Below are 15053 nucleotides of genomic sequence, written 5' to 3'. Positions count from 1 at the left end.
TGAGCATGCGGATCAATCGGGCGCGCATGGTTGCGATCGAGTTCGGGACGTGGCGTTCAGGCCGCGTGGGCGGAGCCTCTCGGTCGATAATCGTCGGGTAAGCGAGGTACCGGGACTGACGGGGCGGAACGTGGTCCTGAGGGGGGAATCGTCGCCTGCTCGGCGATCAGAAAGCCATAGGCTGCGATGCACAGGGTTGCGTGGTGATGGAAGCCGCGCCAGCCGCGTCCCTCGTAGTGACCCTAATCCACCCTACGAAACCTTACGACGCCGCCCGCGACGCGTCCGCCGACAACCGCCCGAGCAGCGACCTTGCCGTATCTGACGGCGACAGCGAATCCACGCTGACGACGGGATCGCTGCGCATCTCGTGCTTGCCGTTCGAGGTGTGCTTCATCACCGCCGAGAGGCGGCGGGCGATCATATGCGCCGTGCGAAAATCGGTCTCCGCGAACACCACGATCACCGAGCCGTCCTTCTGCGCGGTGCCGAAGTCCATCTGCCGCATCAGGCGGCTCAGGATCCGCGCGGCATCGAGTTGCGCGCGGGGATTGCCGGAATCGAAGGCGAAGCGCGCCACCGACAGGCCGCCGCCGCGGGCGAGGGTCTGCTCGACCGCCTTGGCGAAATCGCGGGCGAAGGCTTCGACCGTGAGCAGGCCGCTTCGCGGATCGAGCCAGCCGCCTGCGTCGATCGAGCGCAGCGTGCGGCTCAATTGCGCTGCCATCGCGTGCTGACGGATCAGCGGCAGCGCGCTGGCGGCGACCTTGGCGGGCTCGCCCGCGATCAGCTCGAGATTGGGCAGGTCATAGCTCTGGGTGAGCTGGTGCGCGGTGACGACCACAGGCAGGTTGCGGAAGCGCGTGTCCTCCGCGAGCACCGTGAGGAAAGCATCGGTGACGCGTGGGGTGAAACCGTCCGAGAGCACGACGCCGTCGATGTCGCGGGTGTTGAGATGCTTTGCCGCGGCCTCGATCGAGAGCGCGCCGACCACGCCTGTGCGCTCACCGAGCGCGACGGAGAGGGCGGGATAGGCGGCCCCGCGGCCGACCAGCAGCACGATGGCATCGCGCACCGGATCGGTCTCGGGCAGCGCGACCTTCACTTCCGGCAGCCGGCGCAGCACGGTGGCGTGCAGCGTGCGAATGCGGATCGCGGCGCGCAGGCGTGCGATCAGGCGTTCGGCAGCGTTGCCGCGCGTGGCGAAGGGCAGGGCGTTGTGGGGCAGCGAACCCTGCGCATCCAGCGCGACCAGGGGTAGATAAAGCGGCTGATCGGCGATCTTCTTTGCAAGCAAAGCCATATGCGGCTCGTGCCCGCCGGACATCGCGGCGAGGACCGCGGCCGGCTGTACCTCGCTGACGGCGCGCGCCGCGCTCGCCCAATCGCTGTCGACGACGGGAAAGAGACGGGCCTCGTCCAGCGCCGCCATGAACGCGGGTCGCTCGGCGTTGGACACAAACAGGATCGGGCCCGCCTGGGACATTTGGAAACTCTGATCACGCAATCGATGCTGCGCAATCTAGTCCGGCCGCATTAATGCAGCGTCAATGTTCCCGGCGAAACTGGGGTCAAACCGGTCCGGAGCGGTCGCGAAAAGCCTCGACCATCAGGGGGTTAAGCCCGAGCTCGCTGAGCGCCTCGCGGGCGCGGGCGTTATCCTGGGCCCGGCCCGCCAGCCGGTGGCCCGAGAGGCGGTCGGGCAGGGCCGTCAGGAGCGCGCCCTGGCCGAGCCGGCGCGCCCATTCCTGGAGGTCATTGGAGAGGAAACGATAGCCGCCGACCGCCATGATGCCGGAGGGCGGCGCAGTGATGCAGATCGCGCCGCTGGCCCGGTCGATCCGGGCGGCATAGCCGGTGTCGACATAGTCGCGCGGCGGCTGTGCTGTCAGCGTCTCGCCGACCGGCTGCGGCGGCGCGTAGGCCGCGATCGGCACCATCGGGCCGCGCAAGCCCAGCGTGCCCTTCGGCGTCAGCAGGATGTCGCCCGCGATCGAGGAGCCGGATTGCTCGCGCGGAGCGCCGTGCGGTCCGGGCATCACCGCCACCGGCATGCCGTCCTCGCCGCGCCGGGCGCCGAACAGGCCGGCCTCGCCGAACAGATAGACGTCCGTGAGCGGCGCATGCGGCGCGATCCAGGCCTCGCTCGTCGCCACCTGCTCCGGCGCACGCCAGAGCCCGATGACGTTGCGCAAGGTCGGCATCCGCGCCGCGAGACCGGAATCGCCGAGCCGCAAAGCGAACTGGGCCGGCGCAATCAGCACGTCGCATTCGTGCTCGCTGATCTGCTGCTCCAGGACATCGTTCTCGAACGGATGATGCAGCGCCAGTGTGCCGCCGCAGAGCAGCCACACCGCAAGCGAAGAGGCAAGGCCCGCGAACGACATCGGCGTGAACGCCGACATGACGGTCGCGCCTTGCTGGATGTCGGCTTCCAGCGACATCGCAAGCCCGCCCGCGATCAGGCTGAAATGCGGCCGCGGCACCGGACGAAAGCCCTCCGCCGTGACATCGAAGGAGATCATCGCCGCCTTGCGGCCGTCCTGGATCACCGCGCGCGTGGTGCCGGGCGGGCGCGCCAGCACGTCGTCGAGCGAGCCCATGCCTTCGGGCAGATCGGCACCGAATCCGAAGACGTGGCGGATCGAGAAGGCCTCGGCCGCGGCATGCATCGCGAGGTCGGAATAGCTGACGCCGTCGACCTTGCTCAAGGTGACGATGGCGCGCGCCGCGGTGCGGTTGAGCGCGGCCGCCAGCTCTGCCTGCCGCCACAGCAGTGGCAGCACCGCGATCACGAGGCCGGCGCGATGTGCGGCGAGCACCGTCAGCACGAACTCGACGGTAGCAGGCAACTGGATCGCGATCACCGAATTGGCCGGCAGGCCCGATTCGACGAAATGCGCCGACAGCGCCTCGATGGCGGTGTCGGCTTCGGCGTAGGTCAGCCGCCGCGGCTGGTGTCCGGTGATGCGGGATTTGTTGAGGGGATCAAGCAGAGCGGGCGCGTGCGGCTGCCGCATCAGCGTCCGCTGGAACAGCGTGTCGAGCGTCGGCGATACGGCTGGCTGGTTCACGGCGTCACTTCGCTGGACTGGCTTGAGGCTCACCCTTCGACCACCAGGTCTCCGGCAGATAGCCGGACAACGCAGTGGTCGATGGTCGTTCTATCCGATTCCAGCGCGCGATCCATTGCTCGGATACGTTAAACAGGGGGATTGTGTAGAAGCCCGCGATCAAAGCGCGGTCAAGCGCCCGCACCGCGGAGACAAAATCCGTATGATCACGGGCCTCCAGCAGGGCCTTGATCATGGCATCGACCGCGGGATCCCTGGCGCCCATGTAGTTGCGGGTGCCCGGATTGTCGGCGGCAGCACTACCCCAGTAGAAATATTGCTCGTTGCCGGGCGAAAGCGACTGGTCCCAGCGGTTCTGGATCATGTCGAACTCGTAAGTCAGCCGGCGCTGGTCGAACTGCACCGGATCGACGGAACGCACGCTCGGTTCGATGCCGGCGCGCTTGAGGTCGCGCTGGAAGGCGAGCGCGATACGCTCCTGGTCGCGGGTCGTCACCAGCATTTCGAAGGTGAAGGGTGCCTTGGTGGCGCGATTGCGCAGCACGGTGCCATCGAGATCGTAGCCGGCGTCCGACAGGAGCTTGAGCGCCGCGCGCAGCGTCGTCCGGTCGCGCCCCGAGCCGTCGGTGACGGGAAGGCGGTAGCTGCCATCGATGATGTCCGGCGGAATCTGTGCGGCAAAGGGCTTTAAGAGCTCGCGCTCGCGCGCATCCGCGGGCCGGGCATAGGCCGACAGGTCTGAGCCTGCAAAATAGCCGGCGACGCGCGAATAGAGCGAGAAGAAGTAGTTCCGATTGACCAGCTCGAAATCGAACAGCAGCGTCAGCGCCTGGCGCACGCGGATGTCGGCGAAGATCGGGCGTCGGGTGTTGAACACCAGGAATTCCGAGGGCTGCGGCACGCCGGGCTTGATGGTTTCGCGGATCACGTCGCCGTTTCTGGCGGCCGGAAAATCGTAGCCGTCGTGCCAGCGCAACGGCTCGTTCTCGATGCGAAAATCATAGAGGCCGCGCTTGAAGGCTTCGAACTGGCCGTTGGCCTCGCGAAAATAGTCGAGCCGGATCTCGTCGAAATTGAAGAGCCCGCGATTGATCGGGAGATCGCGGCCCCAATAATCGGGATTGCGCGAGAGCGTCACGCTGGCGCCGGGCTTGACCGCCGTGACGCGGTACGGGCCCGAGGCGATCGGCCCGGTCAGCGTCGTCTCCTCGAAGGTCGCGACGTCGACCGCGTGTTTCGGCAGGATCGGCATCAGGCCGAGGATCAGCGGCAGCTCGCGGTCGTTGGCGCCTGTGAGGTCGAAGCGGACGGTGAGGGGATCGGGCGCCTCGGCCTTGGCGACCTTGGCGTAGTATTGCCGGAGGTTGGGACGGCCATGGTCGCGCAGGAGCTGCCAGGAGAACAGCACATCCTCGGCCTGCACCGGCTTGCCGTCGGAGAAGCGCGCGCGGGGATCGATACGGAACGTGACGTAGCTTCTCGCGTCATCGGTCTCGACGGATTTCGCGAGCAGGCCATAGAGCGTGAACGGCTCGTTCTGGCCGCGCGCCAGCAGGCTCTCGACCACGTAGTTGCGGATCGGCTGCACGGCCAATCCCTTCACGATGAACGGATTGAGGCTGTCGAAGGTGCCGAGGATGCCCCAGGTCAGCCGGCCGCCCTTGGGGGCATCAGGGTTGGCATAGGGCATGTGGGTGAAATCGGCCGGCATCGCCGGCTTGCCGTGCATGGCGATCGCGTGGACCGCCTCGGCCCGCACGCCGCTGACCGCCGATAGCCCGATGGTGAGGGTCAACGCGAGGCTGCCAAGGCGGAGACTGGGGCCCTCGAGCAGGCGCGGGAACATGAACATTCGGACACGTTGATTCGAGGGCCGGCAGGGGCTGAATCTTATCACAGGGATTTCACTGAGTGCCCTCCCGGAAACGGCCAAAGACGCTTGTCGGCATTGATCTTTCCGTCGACCACGTTAAGAAGGCACGCAATCGCGCACGAGCGCCGAGCCCGTCACGTATCCGCCTCAATTGACGGGGAGAGAGCCGCGCCCAAGGCGGCTCGGTTCGGCGCTTCGGAGCGGTTCGGGCACTTCCCGTTCAGAAAGGGTTTTCTGCAATGAATTTCCGTTATTTGGCCGCGTCCGTCCGGCCGCGCGGGCGACTTCTCGCCCTGATGACGGCGACGGCATTGGTCGTCCCGTTTGCCGCTGAGGCTCAGGCTCCCGCGCCGTCGCCAAAGGCCGCTCCGAAGGCCGCTCCGAAGGCTGCCCCCAAGGCTCCGGCTGCGGCCCCCGCGCCGGCTCCCCAGGCCCAGCAGGCCCCGGCCCAGCAGGGCGCTCCGGCAGCGCAGGGCGCCCAGCCCGCGGATCAGCAGATCCAGCTGATCTACGCCCCCTGGACCAAGTTCTGCCTCAAGGGCCAGGATGCCAACGCCAAGCAGGTCTGCTTCACCGGCAAGGACGGTCGCATCGAATCGGGCCAGCCTGTCATCGCGGCCGTGATCATCGAGCCGGAAGGCGAGCCGAAGAAGATCCTGCGCGTGACGCTGCCGCTCGGCATGCAGCTCGTGCACGGCACCCGCATCATCGTCGACAACAACCCGCCGCTGCAGAGCCCGTATGTGATCTGCTTCCAGAACGGCTGTATGTCGGACTACGAAGCGACGCCCGAGCTCCTCGCCAACATGAAGAAGGGCCAGAACCTCGTGGTGCAGGCGATCAACGCCAATGGTGCGCCGCTGACCCTGCCGCTGCCGCTCGCCGGTGAATTCCAGAAGGCCTATGACGGTCCGCCGACCGATCCGAAGGTGTTCGAGGAAACCCAGAAGAAGCTTCAGGAAGAGCTTCAGAAGAAGGCCGACGAGCAGCGCAAGAAGCTCGAGCAGCAGGGTAGCGCGCCCGGAGCCCCCCCGACCGCTCAGAAGTAATCGGGCTCAGATCCCGGACATGAAAAAGGCGCTCAGTTCGAGCGCCTTTTTTTACTGACGGCTTGTTTGCGGTGAAGCTCAGGTCAAGGAAGCGTGGCTCAGTTCAGCGAGGGATTGCGCGGGCGGTAGCCGCCATCCTTGTTCTTGATGAAGATCTCGGTCACCTGGGAATGCCGGATCGGCTCGCCGGACTCGTCGGGCAAGAGGTTCTGCTCGGAGACATAGGCGACGTACTCGGATTCCGCGTTCTCCGCGAGCAGATGGTAGAACGGCTGGTCCTTGTGGGGCCGCACTTCCTCGGGGATCGACAGCCACCACTCCTCGGTGTTGTTGAATTCCGGATCGATGTCGAAAATCACCCCCCGGAACGAGAAGATCCGGTGGCGAACGACCTGACCGATCTGGAATTTGGCGGTCCGCGCTTTAATCATCCTCCGTCGATAGACCAGGATTGTGGCCGATGCTAGTGCCCTGATCTGGAATTAACCCGCAGCTGCAGGGCAGATAGCCCACAGGTCCTCAGAAAACACTTTATCGATGGTCGATATCCTCAATCTGGCGCTACCTTATTTTGGCTTGATCTTCGTCGGTTTCGCCTGCGGCAAGGCCAAGTCGCTGCCGGAATCGGGCCTTGCCTGGATGAACTTCTTCCTGCTCTACGTGTCGTTGCCGGCACTGTTGTTCGCAATCATGTCGAAGACGCCGTTTTCCGAATTGAACAACCCGCCATTCCTGGTCGCGACCACGCTGTCGACGGTTGCCGCGTTCACGCTCGCGCTGGTCGTCGGCAAGGCGCTCGGTGGCCTGACACTGCGTGAGGCGACACTCGCGGGCCTCTCCGGCGGCTATGGCAATATCGGCTATATGGGGCCGGGACTGGCGCTGGCCGTGCTCGGGCCGAAGGCCTCGGCGCCGACGGCGCTGATCTTCTGCTGCGACAGCATCTTCCTGTTCACGATCGTGCCGCTGTTGATCGAGCTCTCCGACCGCGACCATCCCTCGATCGTGCATGCCTTTGGCGTCGTGCTGAAGCAGATCATGCTCAACCCGCTGATCATGTCGGCCTGCTTTGGCGCGGCCGTTGCGGCGCTCCATATCGAGCTGCCGGTCGCGCTCGATCGCACCATCACGTTCCTCCAGAACGCGGCGGCTCCGACCGCGTTGTTCGTGCTCGGCGTGACGGTGGCGCTGCGCCCGTTCGACCGCGTGCCCTGGGAAGTGCCGGGCGTGATCGCAGTCAAACTCCTGATCCATCCGCTCGCGGCGTTCGGCCTGATGCTGGCGTTCGGCCCTTTCGCGCAGCCGTGGGCAGCGACCGCCATCCTGATGGCCTCGCTGCCGCCCGCGCTGAATGTGTTCGTGATCGCCCGCCAGAACGACGCCTGGATCGAATCCGCCTCCGTCGCCGTGTTGCTCGGGACATTTGCGTCCGTAGTCACGCTGACCAGCGTGATGTGGTTGCTCCAGACCGGCCGACTCGCGTTTCCGTAAACGCTACGCGCCGCCAAAATCACTTGCGCCACGTCGGTGTCAGCCCCTCGCGCATGGCAAAACGCCGGAGCGGGCCGATGGCGCCGAGCAGGTGCATGCCGATGGCGCGGACCGGCTGGAGCGGCAGGAAATCGTTGAGCAGTGAGCGGTTGGCAATGTCGATCGCAAAGGTCCGGCTCAAAATGTCCGGACGCCGCGCCCGGTCGTAGCGCTTGAGCACCTCGTCCGCGCCCGGATCCTGTCCGGCGGCGATGGCCTCGCCAGCCAGCCGGGCAATATCGGCGGCATCCCGCAGGCCGAGATTGAGCCCCTGGGCGCCGATCGGGGGAACCACATGGGCGGCTTCGCCGACCAGCGCGACGCGGTCGCGCGCGAAGGAGTTTGGCCGTTCGATCGCCAGCGGAAACAAATTGCGGCCGGGCTCGACCGTCATCCGGCCGAGGATGGAATGCGACTGTTTCTCGACCGCAGCGGACAGGTCTTCGTCGCTAAGGGAGCGAAGCCGTTCGGCCTCCGCGGGCGCGGAGACCCAGACGATGCTGGAGCGGTTGCCGGGCAGGGGCACGAACACGCAGGGGCCGTGCGGCGTGTGGAACTCGGTCGAGACGTTGCGGTGCGGGCGAGCATGGCCGACGTTGAAGGTCAGTGCCGTCTGCGTCAGGTCGCGCCGCGTCACCGCAATGCCGGCAGCCTCCCGGCACAGCGAGTGCCGGCCATCGGCGCCGACCACGAGCCGCGCGGTCAAAAATTGCCCGGAAGCCGTGCGGATCGCGACATCATCGGCTTCGATGACGACATTCTCGGCTTCGTCGTCGAAACGAACGAGGTTGGGCAATTCGGCCGCGCGCGCCTCGAGCGCCAGCATCAGCGAGCGGTTGTCGATGTTGTAACCGAACGCGTCGAGGGCGATCTCACGACAGGAGAACCGGACCTCCGGCGCGCGGAACAAGCGGCCAGTGTCGTCGACGAGGCGCATCACCTCGAGGCCGGCCGCCTTGTCCTTGCAGCGCGACCAGACGTCGAGGTTTTCCAGGAGATCGACGGAGGCACCCAACAGCGCGGTGGTCCTGTTGTCGGCGTAAGCCAGGCGCCGCGCCACCAGCGCGGTCCGCGTGCCGGCCTGCGCCAATGCAATTCCTGCCGCAAGGCCTGCCGGCCCACCGCCGATGATGGCTGCGTCAAAGAGTGTCGATGCGTCTGTCATGGAGCGACATTTGACACGCCCCGCGGTAAATTCAAGCCCACCTATTTTGCCTGATTTTATGACGAATTGCGCGGCGCAATGCCGCGACGGCGGATGTGCAAACCGGCCCCATTCTGGTAGCAGAAGCCATGGACACCCAGCAGGATTCCCTGAAACCGAGACCAGCGATCCGCGCCGCGGCGTTTTCGGTGCACATCTTCACCGCCTTCGGCGCCGCGATCGCGCTATTGGCGATGCTGGAGGCCGTGCGCGAGCACTGGGCGGCGATGTTCGGTTGGCTGGGCGTGGCCTTGATCATCGACGCGATCGACGGGCCGATCGCGCGCCGGCTCGACGTCAAGACTGTGCAGCCGAACTGGTCGGGCGACGTGCTCGATCTCGTGGTCGACTTCCTCACCTATGTCTTCGTGCCGGCCTATGCGATCGTGGCGAGCGGCCTGTTGCTGCCGGTGGCGGCGCCCTTGCTCGGCATAGCCATCATCGTCACCAGCGCATTGTACTTCGCCGATCTGCGCATGAAGGCGGATGACAATCATTTCCGCGGCTTTCCGGCGCTGTGGAATGCGGCGGCGTTCTATTTGTTCCTGCTGCACTGGCCACCGCTGTCATCGACGCTGCTGGTCGCGGCGTTGGTGGTGCTGACCTTCGTGCCGTTTCACGTGCTGCATCCGGTCCGTGTCGTGCGGCTGCGCTGGCTGACGATGTCGCTGATCGGGATCTGGGCGTTGCTCGGGCTCTATGCGTTGGAGATGGATTTTCGCGTCGGCATCGGTGTGACGATTGCGCTCTGCGCGATCGCGCTCTGGATCGTCTTCAGCGACGCATTGATCCGGTTGGCAAGGTCCTTCGCATGATGCATTTGTTGACGAGCCCCGAGGCCTGGGCCGCGCTGCTGACCTTGACCTCGCTCGAGATCGTGCTCGGCATCGACAACGTCATCTTCCTGTCGGTGATCGTCTCGCGCATCCCCGAGCCACAGGCCCGTCGCGCCCGCCAGATCGGCCTGGCGCTGGCGCTGGTCTTCCGGATCATCCTGCTCAGCGTGCTGGTCTGGCTGATCGGCCTGACCGCGCCGGTGATCTCGTTTGCGGGCTACGACTTCTCCTGGCGCGATCTGATCCTGATCGGCGGCGGCCTGTTCCTGATCGCGAAGGCGACGCACGAGATCCACGCCGAGGTCGAGGCCGATGACGGCGACGGGAAGAAGGACTCCGGCGGCGGCGCTTTCTTCTGGGTGATCGTCCAGATCATCGTCATCGACATCGTGTTCTCGCTGGATTCGATCATCACCGCGATCGGCATGGCGCAGGACATCGAGATCATGATCGCGGCGGTCGTGATCGCCTGCCTGATCATGTACATTTCGTCGGGACCGGTGGCGCGATTCGTCGCCGAGCATCCGACCACGAAAATGTTGGCGCTGGCGTTCCTGGTGCTGATCGGCATCGCCCTGGTCGCGGACGGATTCAAATTCCACATCCCGCGCGGCTACATCTATTTCGCAATTGCGTTCTCGGCGGCGGTGGAATTCTTCAACGTGCTGGCGAAGAGCAACCGCAAGAAGGCCAGCGAGCCGTCCGTTTAGCCGTTCCAGCCGGGGCGAGTTGACAAGGCGGGCGCTATGTCTTTCGCTGGCCTTGGAGAAGAGGAGGTCAGGTGATGACCAAAGCCGTTCGTGTGCACAAGGTCGGAGGCCCCGAGGCGCTGGTCTATGAGAGCGTCGACGTCCCGGCGCCAGGACCCGGCGAGGTGCGCATCCGCCAGCATGCGGTCGGCCTGAACTTCATCGACGTCTACTACCGCACCGGCCTCTACAGGGCACCTGGGCTGCCCTTCATCGCCGGCAACGAGGCCTCTGGCGAGGTCGTCGCCGTCGGGCCGGGCGTGACCAATTTCCACCCCGGCGACCGCGTCGCCTACTACCACAATCTCGGCGCCTATACGAGCGAGCGTAACATCCCCTGGGAGAAGCTGGTCAAGCTGCCGGACCACATCACCCACGAGCAGGGCGCCGTGCTGATGCTCAAGGGCCTGACCGTCTGGTATCTCCTGCACAAGACCTTCAAGGTCGAGCCGCATCATCGCGTGCTGATCCATGCCGCCGCTGGCGGCATCGGCCTGCTCGCCTGCCAGTGGGCGAGCGCGCTGGGGGCCCACGTCATCGGCACGGTCGGCTCGCGCGAGAAGGCGGAGCTTGCGGAGGCCAATGGCTGCGACCACGTCATCCTCTACAACGAGGAGGACTTCGTCGCGCGCGTCAAGCAGATCAGCCGCAATGAGGGCTGCGACGTCGTCTATGACGGCGTCGGCAAATCGACCTTCCCGGGCTCGCTGTCCTGTTTGAAGCCGCGCGGCATGTTCGTCTCCTTCGGCAATGCCTCAGGCCCCGTGCCGCCATTCTCGATCGCCGAGCTGAACAATCACGGCTCGCTGTTTGCGACGCGGCCGAAACTCAACGACTACGTCGGCACCCGCAAGGAGCTGCTGGAAGGCGCCGACACGCTGTTTTCCGCCGTCATCAACGGCAAGCTGCACGTGCCGATCAACCACGCCTACGCGCTGAAGGACGCCGCCAAGGCCCATATCGATCTCGAAAGCCGCAACACGACCGGCGCATCGATCTTGAAGCCGTAGGCGCTGCCGTCATTGCAGTGACGGCTGACACGGCTCTCGTAGGGTGGGCAAAGGCGCGGAGCGCCGTGCCCACCATTTCGCGACATTGGTTTTAATGGTGGGCACGCTTCGCTTTGCCCACCCTACGGCAGTTACGCCACCCTTCGTGCCACGCCGGCCTTGGTCAAAATCCCGTCGAGACAATCGATCATCTCGGCGATCTCTCCCTTTGTGACGTTCAGCGCCGGCATGAAGCGCAGCGTGTCGAGCTGCGGTGCGTTGAGCAGCACGCCGGCCTCGAACGCCTGCGCGACGATGCCGGGCGCGATCGGCAGCTTGAGGTCGAGTGCGAGCAGCAGCCCGCGTCCCCGCACGCCGCCGAGGCCGTGCCGTGCCGAGACTTTTTGCAGCTCGCTTTCGAGCAGCAGGCCGGTCTCGGTGACCGACTTCAGGAAGTCGGGCGTGCCGACCTGTTCGAGCACGGCAAGGCCTGCCGCGCACATCAGCGGGTTGCCGTTGAACGTGCCGCCCTGGTCGCCGTGCTCGAAGCAGGAGGCGCGTTCGGTGGCAAGCAGCGCTGCGAGCGGCACGCCGCCGCCGATGCCCTTGCCGAGCGTCATGATGTCGGGCGCAATGCCGGTGTGCTCATAGTGAAAGAGCTTTCCGGTCCGGCCCATGCCGGTCTGGATCTCGTCGAAAATGAGCAGCAGGCCATGCGCCTCGGTGAGCGCGCGTAGCGCTTGCAAGAACGCGTCGGTCGCCGGCCACACGCCGGACTCGCCCTGGATCGGCTCGAGCATCACCGCGACGGTGTTGTCGTTGATCAGCTTCTCGACCGAAGCGATGTCGTTGAGCTTCGCCTTCTTGAAGCCGGCAACCTTTGGCTCGAACAGCGGTTCGAACGCCTTCTTGCCCGAGGCCGACATCGCCGCCAGCGTTCTCCCGTGGAAGCCGCCTTCAAACGTGATGATCTCGAACGCGCCGCCTCTGTGCAGGCTGCCATATTTCCGCGCGAGCTTGATCGCGCCCTCATTGGCCTCAGCGCCTGAATTGGCAAAGAACACCTGGTCGAAAGCGCTGTTGGTGACGAGCGCACGCGCGAGCTTGAGGCTCGGCTCGTTGTAGAAAGCCGGGCTCGGCGTCAGCAGCCGCTTGGCCTGCGAAGCGAGCGCGTCCGCAACCGCCGGCGGTGAGTGGCCGAGGCAGTTCACGGCCCAGCCCTGCACGAAATCGAGATAGCGCTTGCGCCTGTCGTCCCACAGGTATGAGCCGGCGCCACGGACGAACACGGCCTTGGGCCGTGCGGTGATGTCCATCAGCGCGTCATACGAATGGGTGGCGGTGGTCATGTCGAACTCCTCTTGGGGTAGAAGACTTGGGGCGGGGTGAAAACGGGACGCGAAATGCAAGAAGGCCGCACTTTGCGGGTGCGGCCTTCTCGAAAACTGGCTGAATTCAGTGCTTCAGCGGCGTCGTCGGACATGGCGCAACCCATCATCGTCGCGGGAGCGACGACGCATGGCCTGGCGCAGATGGGTCCGAGAATTGATCATGGGGGCGTCCGTACAGCCGAACAGCAGGGCCTGTCAAGCAGACGTTTTGCAAAACACCCGTGGGGCGTGTGCCACGGCATGCGGTACCATGAGCCGGATGTCACTCGCGTTTCATCATGGACCGGCTAGAAACCATAGCGGCTCTGGCGCGTTTGTGATCTCGGAACGCGAATTGGTTCGAACCGGACGCAAGCCGGGACAGACCAAGAGGGACGGGACCAACCAGACAGTTTTCAGCCTTGTCCGACACGCCTTATCCGATCGACCTCGACAGCATTCGCGGCGCGTTTCCGCCGGGCATCGAGGCGCCGCCTCTGCTGCTGGATTTTGCCGGCTGGCTGAACGGGCGCGCCTGGGGCAGCGTCGGCTGCTTCTCGCTGCAAGGCCAGTTCTCCGACCAGGCGCCGATCTTCGATGGCAGTCCGCTGCGCGACCGCTTCGCGCTGTTCATGCGCCTGCCGGACGGCTCGGCCGTCGGCGGCTGGTACGGCGCCGGTCTCGACCGCGACGATCCCCCGATCGTGGGGCTCGGCTCGGAGGGCGATTACGAGCTGCTCGCGCCGTCCCTCGACGCGCTGCTCGAAAAACTGACGTCCCAGCAATTCGACAAGGCCTGGCACGATCTGCGGCCGCACGACGAGGTCGAGCCTCAGACGGTCGAGCTTGCGCAGTGGCTCGCCCGACGGCCGACCGGCGAGCCGGTGCCGTCCGAGGATGGCGCATTCGAGCTGCCCGACTTCCGTGGCTTCGTCGAGAAGTGGAGCCGGGACCGCGAGGAATACTGGGCCAATCACCGCTTGATGGCCGAACTCGGCTGGCGACTGGCCGCGCATCTGCCGAAGGGCAAGAAGGCCTGGGACAAGACGCATTTCGAGGTCGCGATCGTCGGCAAGCAATATGAGGCGCGCGTCCTGTCGCGCGGACCGCAGCCGTTCGAGGAGGCCGCCTCGATCGAGTCCCTGCTGCGCGATCTGCGCGAGGAGATGCGCCGCGCACAGCCCGAGCTCGGGCTTTGGTATGCGATGAAATTCGGCCTCTATGCCGACGGCCGCGTCATGCCGAACTTCGAATACGACGTGCGCCCGACCATCGAGGGCGAGCCGGCGAAATTGTCCGAAGCCCAAGCCGATCTCGCCCGCGCCCCGCGCCCGGAGCGCTGGGTGCCGAAATGGCTGGCGGAGGCCTGAAGCTCGGGATCCCACGATGCTGCCGCCGAGCCGGCGCGCCGAAATCGACTGCTGTCGTGCCATCTTGACCTCGCGAGAGCGGCACCTTCGATACCCCTTGACTTAGAGTGCGCTCGAAGGGGTATCTGTACGTGCGTCAGTACGAGAACGGGCACACATGAAGATCGGCGACCTCGCAAAACGAACCGGCTTGTCGACTCACACGTTGCGTTATTATGAGCGCATCGGGCTGCTGCCATACGCAGACCGGGATCGTTCCGGCCAGCGTGATTATGACGCATCGATCCTCACATGGATCGCATTCCTCGGTCGTCTCAAGACTACGGGAATGCCGATCCGGGACATGTTGCGTTATGCGGCGCTTCGTGATGAAGGCGAAGCCACCGGGTCAGCCCGGCGGAAGATACTGGAAATTCACCGGGAACAGGTTCGCAAGCAACTTGCCGAACTCCAGGAATGCCTGCTCGTCCTTGATACCAAGATCGCCGGCTATGCCGGAGACGAACAGAGGACGAAGGAAAATGACGCACGCCCAAACACAAGCCGAAAGCCGCTTCGATCGCGGCCAGCGGGCCCTGTCGCGCATTGACGGCAGAGCCGGCGAAAAGGTCGTCGCCTCACTCGCCGACATCGCTCCGGACTTCGCACGATACGTGATCGAGTTTCCCTTCGGCGACATTTACAGCCGCCCGGACCTCGGCCTGCGCGATCGAGAGATCGCGACGATCGCCGCGCTGACGGCGCTCGGAAATGCCGCGCCTCAGCTCAAAGTGCATATCGAGGCGGGTCTGAACGTCGGGCTGTCTCGCGACGAGATAGTGGAGATCATCATGCAGATGGCCGTCTATGCGGGCTTCCCGGCGGCGGTGAATGGGCTGTTCGCGGCCAAGGAGGTGTTTTCCGCGCATGACGGACGGCAGGCCTCGGGAGAAGCGACATGACGAACTTGCTCCAAACATTCTTTCTGCTCGGCAGCCTGGCCATTGCTGCCCCCGCACGTGCCTTGCCC

At 65.3% G+C, this 15053-nt stretch carries 14 protein-coding genes and 1 pseudogene; 8 read left to right on the top strand and 7 right to left on the bottom strand.

Annotated features, from left to right (window positions below):
• Positions 1-56 precede the first annotated feature (56 nt).
• From YUA_RS49665 to YUA_RS0142905, 4 genes and pseudogenes are all read right to left on the bottom strand, one after another.
• Positions 57-242 (bottom strand): annotated as a pseudogene (locus tag YUA_RS49665) (IS701 family transposase); the annotation flags it as partial.
• Positions 243-262: 20 nt separating this feature from the next.
• A complete protein-coding gene (locus YUA_RS0142915) occupies positions 263-1486 on the bottom strand; it encodes a hypothetical protein (protein ID WP_027536170.1) in 1224 nt (407 codons plus the stop codon).
• A gap of 85 nt (positions 1487-1571) precedes the next feature.
• Positions 1572-3074, bottom strand: a complete 1503-nt coding sequence (locus YUA_RS0142910) for a class I adenylate-forming enzyme family protein (RefSeq protein ID WP_027536169.1) — start codon at positions 3072-3074, stop codon at positions 1572-1574.
• Positions 3075-3078: 4 nt separating this feature from the next.
• Positions 3079-4926 (bottom strand): extracellular solute-binding protein, encoded by a 1848-nt coding sequence (locus tag YUA_RS0142905; RefSeq protein WP_027536168.1) that lies wholly within the window; start codon positions 4924-4926, stop codon positions 3079-3081.
• Between the two features lie 260 nt (positions 4927-5186).
• Here YUA_RS0142905 and YUA_RS0142900 point away from each other — a divergent pair, with 260 nt between their 5' ends.
• On the top strand, positions 5187-5996 hold the full coding sequence (locus tag YUA_RS0142900) for an invasion associated locus B family protein (RefSeq protein ID WP_027536167.1): 810 nt from the start codon (positions 5187-5189) through the stop codon (positions 5994-5996).
• A gap of 98 nt (positions 5997-6094) precedes the next feature.
• Here the strand turns inward: YUA_RS0142900 and hspQ are convergent, their stop codons facing one another.
• The gene (hspQ, locus tag YUA_RS0142895) at positions 6095-6427 is read right to left on the bottom strand and encodes a heat shock protein HspQ (protein WP_027536166.1); all 333 of its coding nucleotides are present in this window, start codon (positions 6425-6427) and stop codon (positions 6095-6097) included.
• 106 nt (positions 6428-6533) lie between these two features.
• Between hspQ and YUA_RS0142890 the strand changes: the two genes are divergently transcribed.
• Positions 6534-7487, top strand: a complete 954-nt coding sequence (locus tag YUA_RS0142890) for an AEC family transporter (RefSeq protein WP_027536165.1) — start codon at positions 6534-6536, stop codon at positions 7485-7487.
• A gap of 19 nt (positions 7488-7506) precedes the next feature.
• Here the strand turns inward: YUA_RS0142890 and YUA_RS0142885 are convergent, their stop codons facing one another.
• A complete protein-coding gene (locus tag YUA_RS0142885) occupies positions 7507-8691 on the bottom strand; it encodes a UbiH/UbiF family hydroxylase (RefSeq protein WP_027536164.1) in 1185 nt (394 codons plus the stop codon).
• Between the two features lie 128 nt (positions 8692-8819).
• On the opposite strand from YUA_RS0142885, the gene pcsA reads away from it, so the two are divergent.
• The 3 genes from pcsA (at position 8820) to YUA_RS0142870 (ending at position 11325) form a co-directional block, all read left to right on the top strand.
• Complete coding sequence (gene pcsA / locus YUA_RS0142880) at positions 8820-9545, top strand: phosphatidylcholine synthase (protein ID WP_051383661.1); 726 nt, start codon at positions 8820-8822, stop codon at positions 9543-9545.
• Positions 9542-10276, top strand: a complete 735-nt coding sequence (locus YUA_RS0142875) for a TerC family protein (protein WP_027536162.1) — start codon at positions 9542-9544, stop codon at positions 10274-10276. The genes pcsA and YUA_RS0142875 overlap by 4 nt, the downstream gene beginning before the upstream one ends.
• Before the next feature lie 74 nt (positions 10277-10350).
• Positions 10351-11325 (top strand): quinone oxidoreductase, encoded by a 975-nt coding sequence (locus YUA_RS0142870; protein WP_027536161.1) that lies wholly within the window; start codon positions 10351-10353, stop codon positions 11323-11325.
• Positions 11326-11456: 131 nt separating this feature from the next.
• Here YUA_RS0142870 and YUA_RS0142865 read toward each other — a convergent pair whose 3' ends face one another.
• Positions 11457-12653, bottom strand: coding sequence for an acetylornithine transaminase (locus tag YUA_RS0142865; RefSeq protein ID WP_027536160.1), 1197 nt, complete (start codon positions 12651-12653; stop codon positions 11457-11459).
• Positions 12654-13096: 443 nt separating this feature from the next.
• Here YUA_RS0142865 and YUA_RS0142860 point away from each other — a divergent pair, with 443 nt between their 5' ends.
• The 3 genes from YUA_RS0142860 to YUA_RS0142855 all read left to right on the top strand — a co-directional run bounded on the left by YUA_RS0142860 (position 13097) and on the right by YUA_RS0142855 (position 14985).
• On the top strand, positions 13097-14044 hold the full coding sequence (locus YUA_RS0142860; RefSeq protein WP_027536159.1) for a hypothetical protein: 948 nt from the start codon (positions 13097-13099) through the stop codon (positions 14042-14044).
• Positions 14045-14201: 157 nt separating this feature from the next.
• Positions 14202-14633, top strand: coding sequence for a MerR family transcriptional regulator (locus tag YUA_RS49660; RefSeq protein ID WP_084293292.1), 432 nt, complete (start codon positions 14202-14204; stop codon positions 14631-14633).
• Positions 14566-14985 carry a carboxymuconolactone decarboxylase family protein gene (locus tag YUA_RS0142855; RefSeq protein ID WP_014495189.1) on the top strand — a complete coding sequence of 140 codons (420 nt, stop codon included), beginning with the start codon at positions 14566-14568 and terminating at the stop codon, positions 14983-14985. Before YUA_RS49660 ends, YUA_RS0142855 begins: the two co-directional genes overlap by 68 nt.
• Positions 14986-15053: the final 68 nt, after the last annotated feature.

Origin of the sequence: Bradyrhizobium sp. WSM3983 (genome assembly GCF_000473045.1) — a bacterium.
Taxonomy (GTDB): Bacteria; Pseudomonadota; Alphaproteobacteria; order Rhizobiales; family Xanthobacteraceae; genus Bradyrhizobium.
The sequence above is the reverse complement of the archived record's forward strand: the minus strand, read 5'-3'. Positions and strand labels throughout refer to the sequence as shown.

What these genes read in the sequence shown, in the direction of transcription:
- YUA_RS0142915 (WP_027536170.1), bottom strand. Translation starts at nt 1,486, where the DNA reads ATGTCCCAGGCGGGCCCGATCCTGTTTGTGTCCAACGCCGAGCGACCC.
- YUA_RS0142905 (WP_027536168.1), bottom strand. Translation starts at nt 4,926, where the DNA reads ATGTTCATGTTCCCGCGCCTGCTCGAGGGCCCCAGTCTCCGCCTTGGC.
- YUA_RS0142900 (WP_027536167.1), top strand. Translation starts at nt 5,187, where the DNA reads ATGAATTTCCGTTATTTGGCCGCGTCCGTCCGGCCGCGCGGGCGACTT.
- hspQ (WP_027536166.1), bottom strand. Translation starts at nt 6,427, where the DNA reads ATGATTAAAGCGCGGACCGCCAAATTCCAGATCGGTCAGGTCGTTCGC.
- YUA_RS0142890 (WP_027536165.1), top strand. Translation starts at nt 6,534, where the DNA reads ATGGTCGATATCCTCAATCTGGCGCTACCTTATTTTGGCTTGATCTTC.
- YUA_RS0142885 (WP_027536164.1), bottom strand. Translation starts at nt 8,691, where the DNA reads ATGACAGACGCATCGACACTCTTTGACGCAGCCATCATCGGCGGTGGG.
- pcsA (WP_051383661.1), top strand. Translation starts at nt 8,820, where the DNA reads ATGGACACCCAGCAGGATTCCCTGAAACCGAGACCAGCGATCCGCGCC.
- YUA_RS0142875 (WP_027536162.1), top strand. Translation starts at nt 9,542, where the DNA reads ATGATGCATTTGTTGACGAGCCCCGAGGCCTGGGCCGCGCTGCTGACC.
- YUA_RS0142870 (WP_027536161.1), top strand. Translation starts at nt 10,351, where the DNA reads ATGACCAAAGCCGTTCGTGTGCACAAGGTCGGAGGCCCCGAGGCGCTG.
- YUA_RS0142865 (WP_027536160.1), bottom strand. Translation starts at nt 12,653, where the DNA reads ATGACCACCGCCACCCATTCGTATGACGCGCTGATGGACATCACCGCA.
- YUA_RS49660 (WP_084293292.1), top strand. Translation starts at nt 14,202, where the DNA reads ATGAAGATCGGCGACCTCGCAAAACGAACCGGCTTGTCGACTCACACG.
- YUA_RS0142855 (WP_014495189.1), top strand. Translation starts at nt 14,566, where the DNA reads ATGACGCACGCCCAAACACAAGCCGAAAGCCGCTTCGATCGCGGCCAG.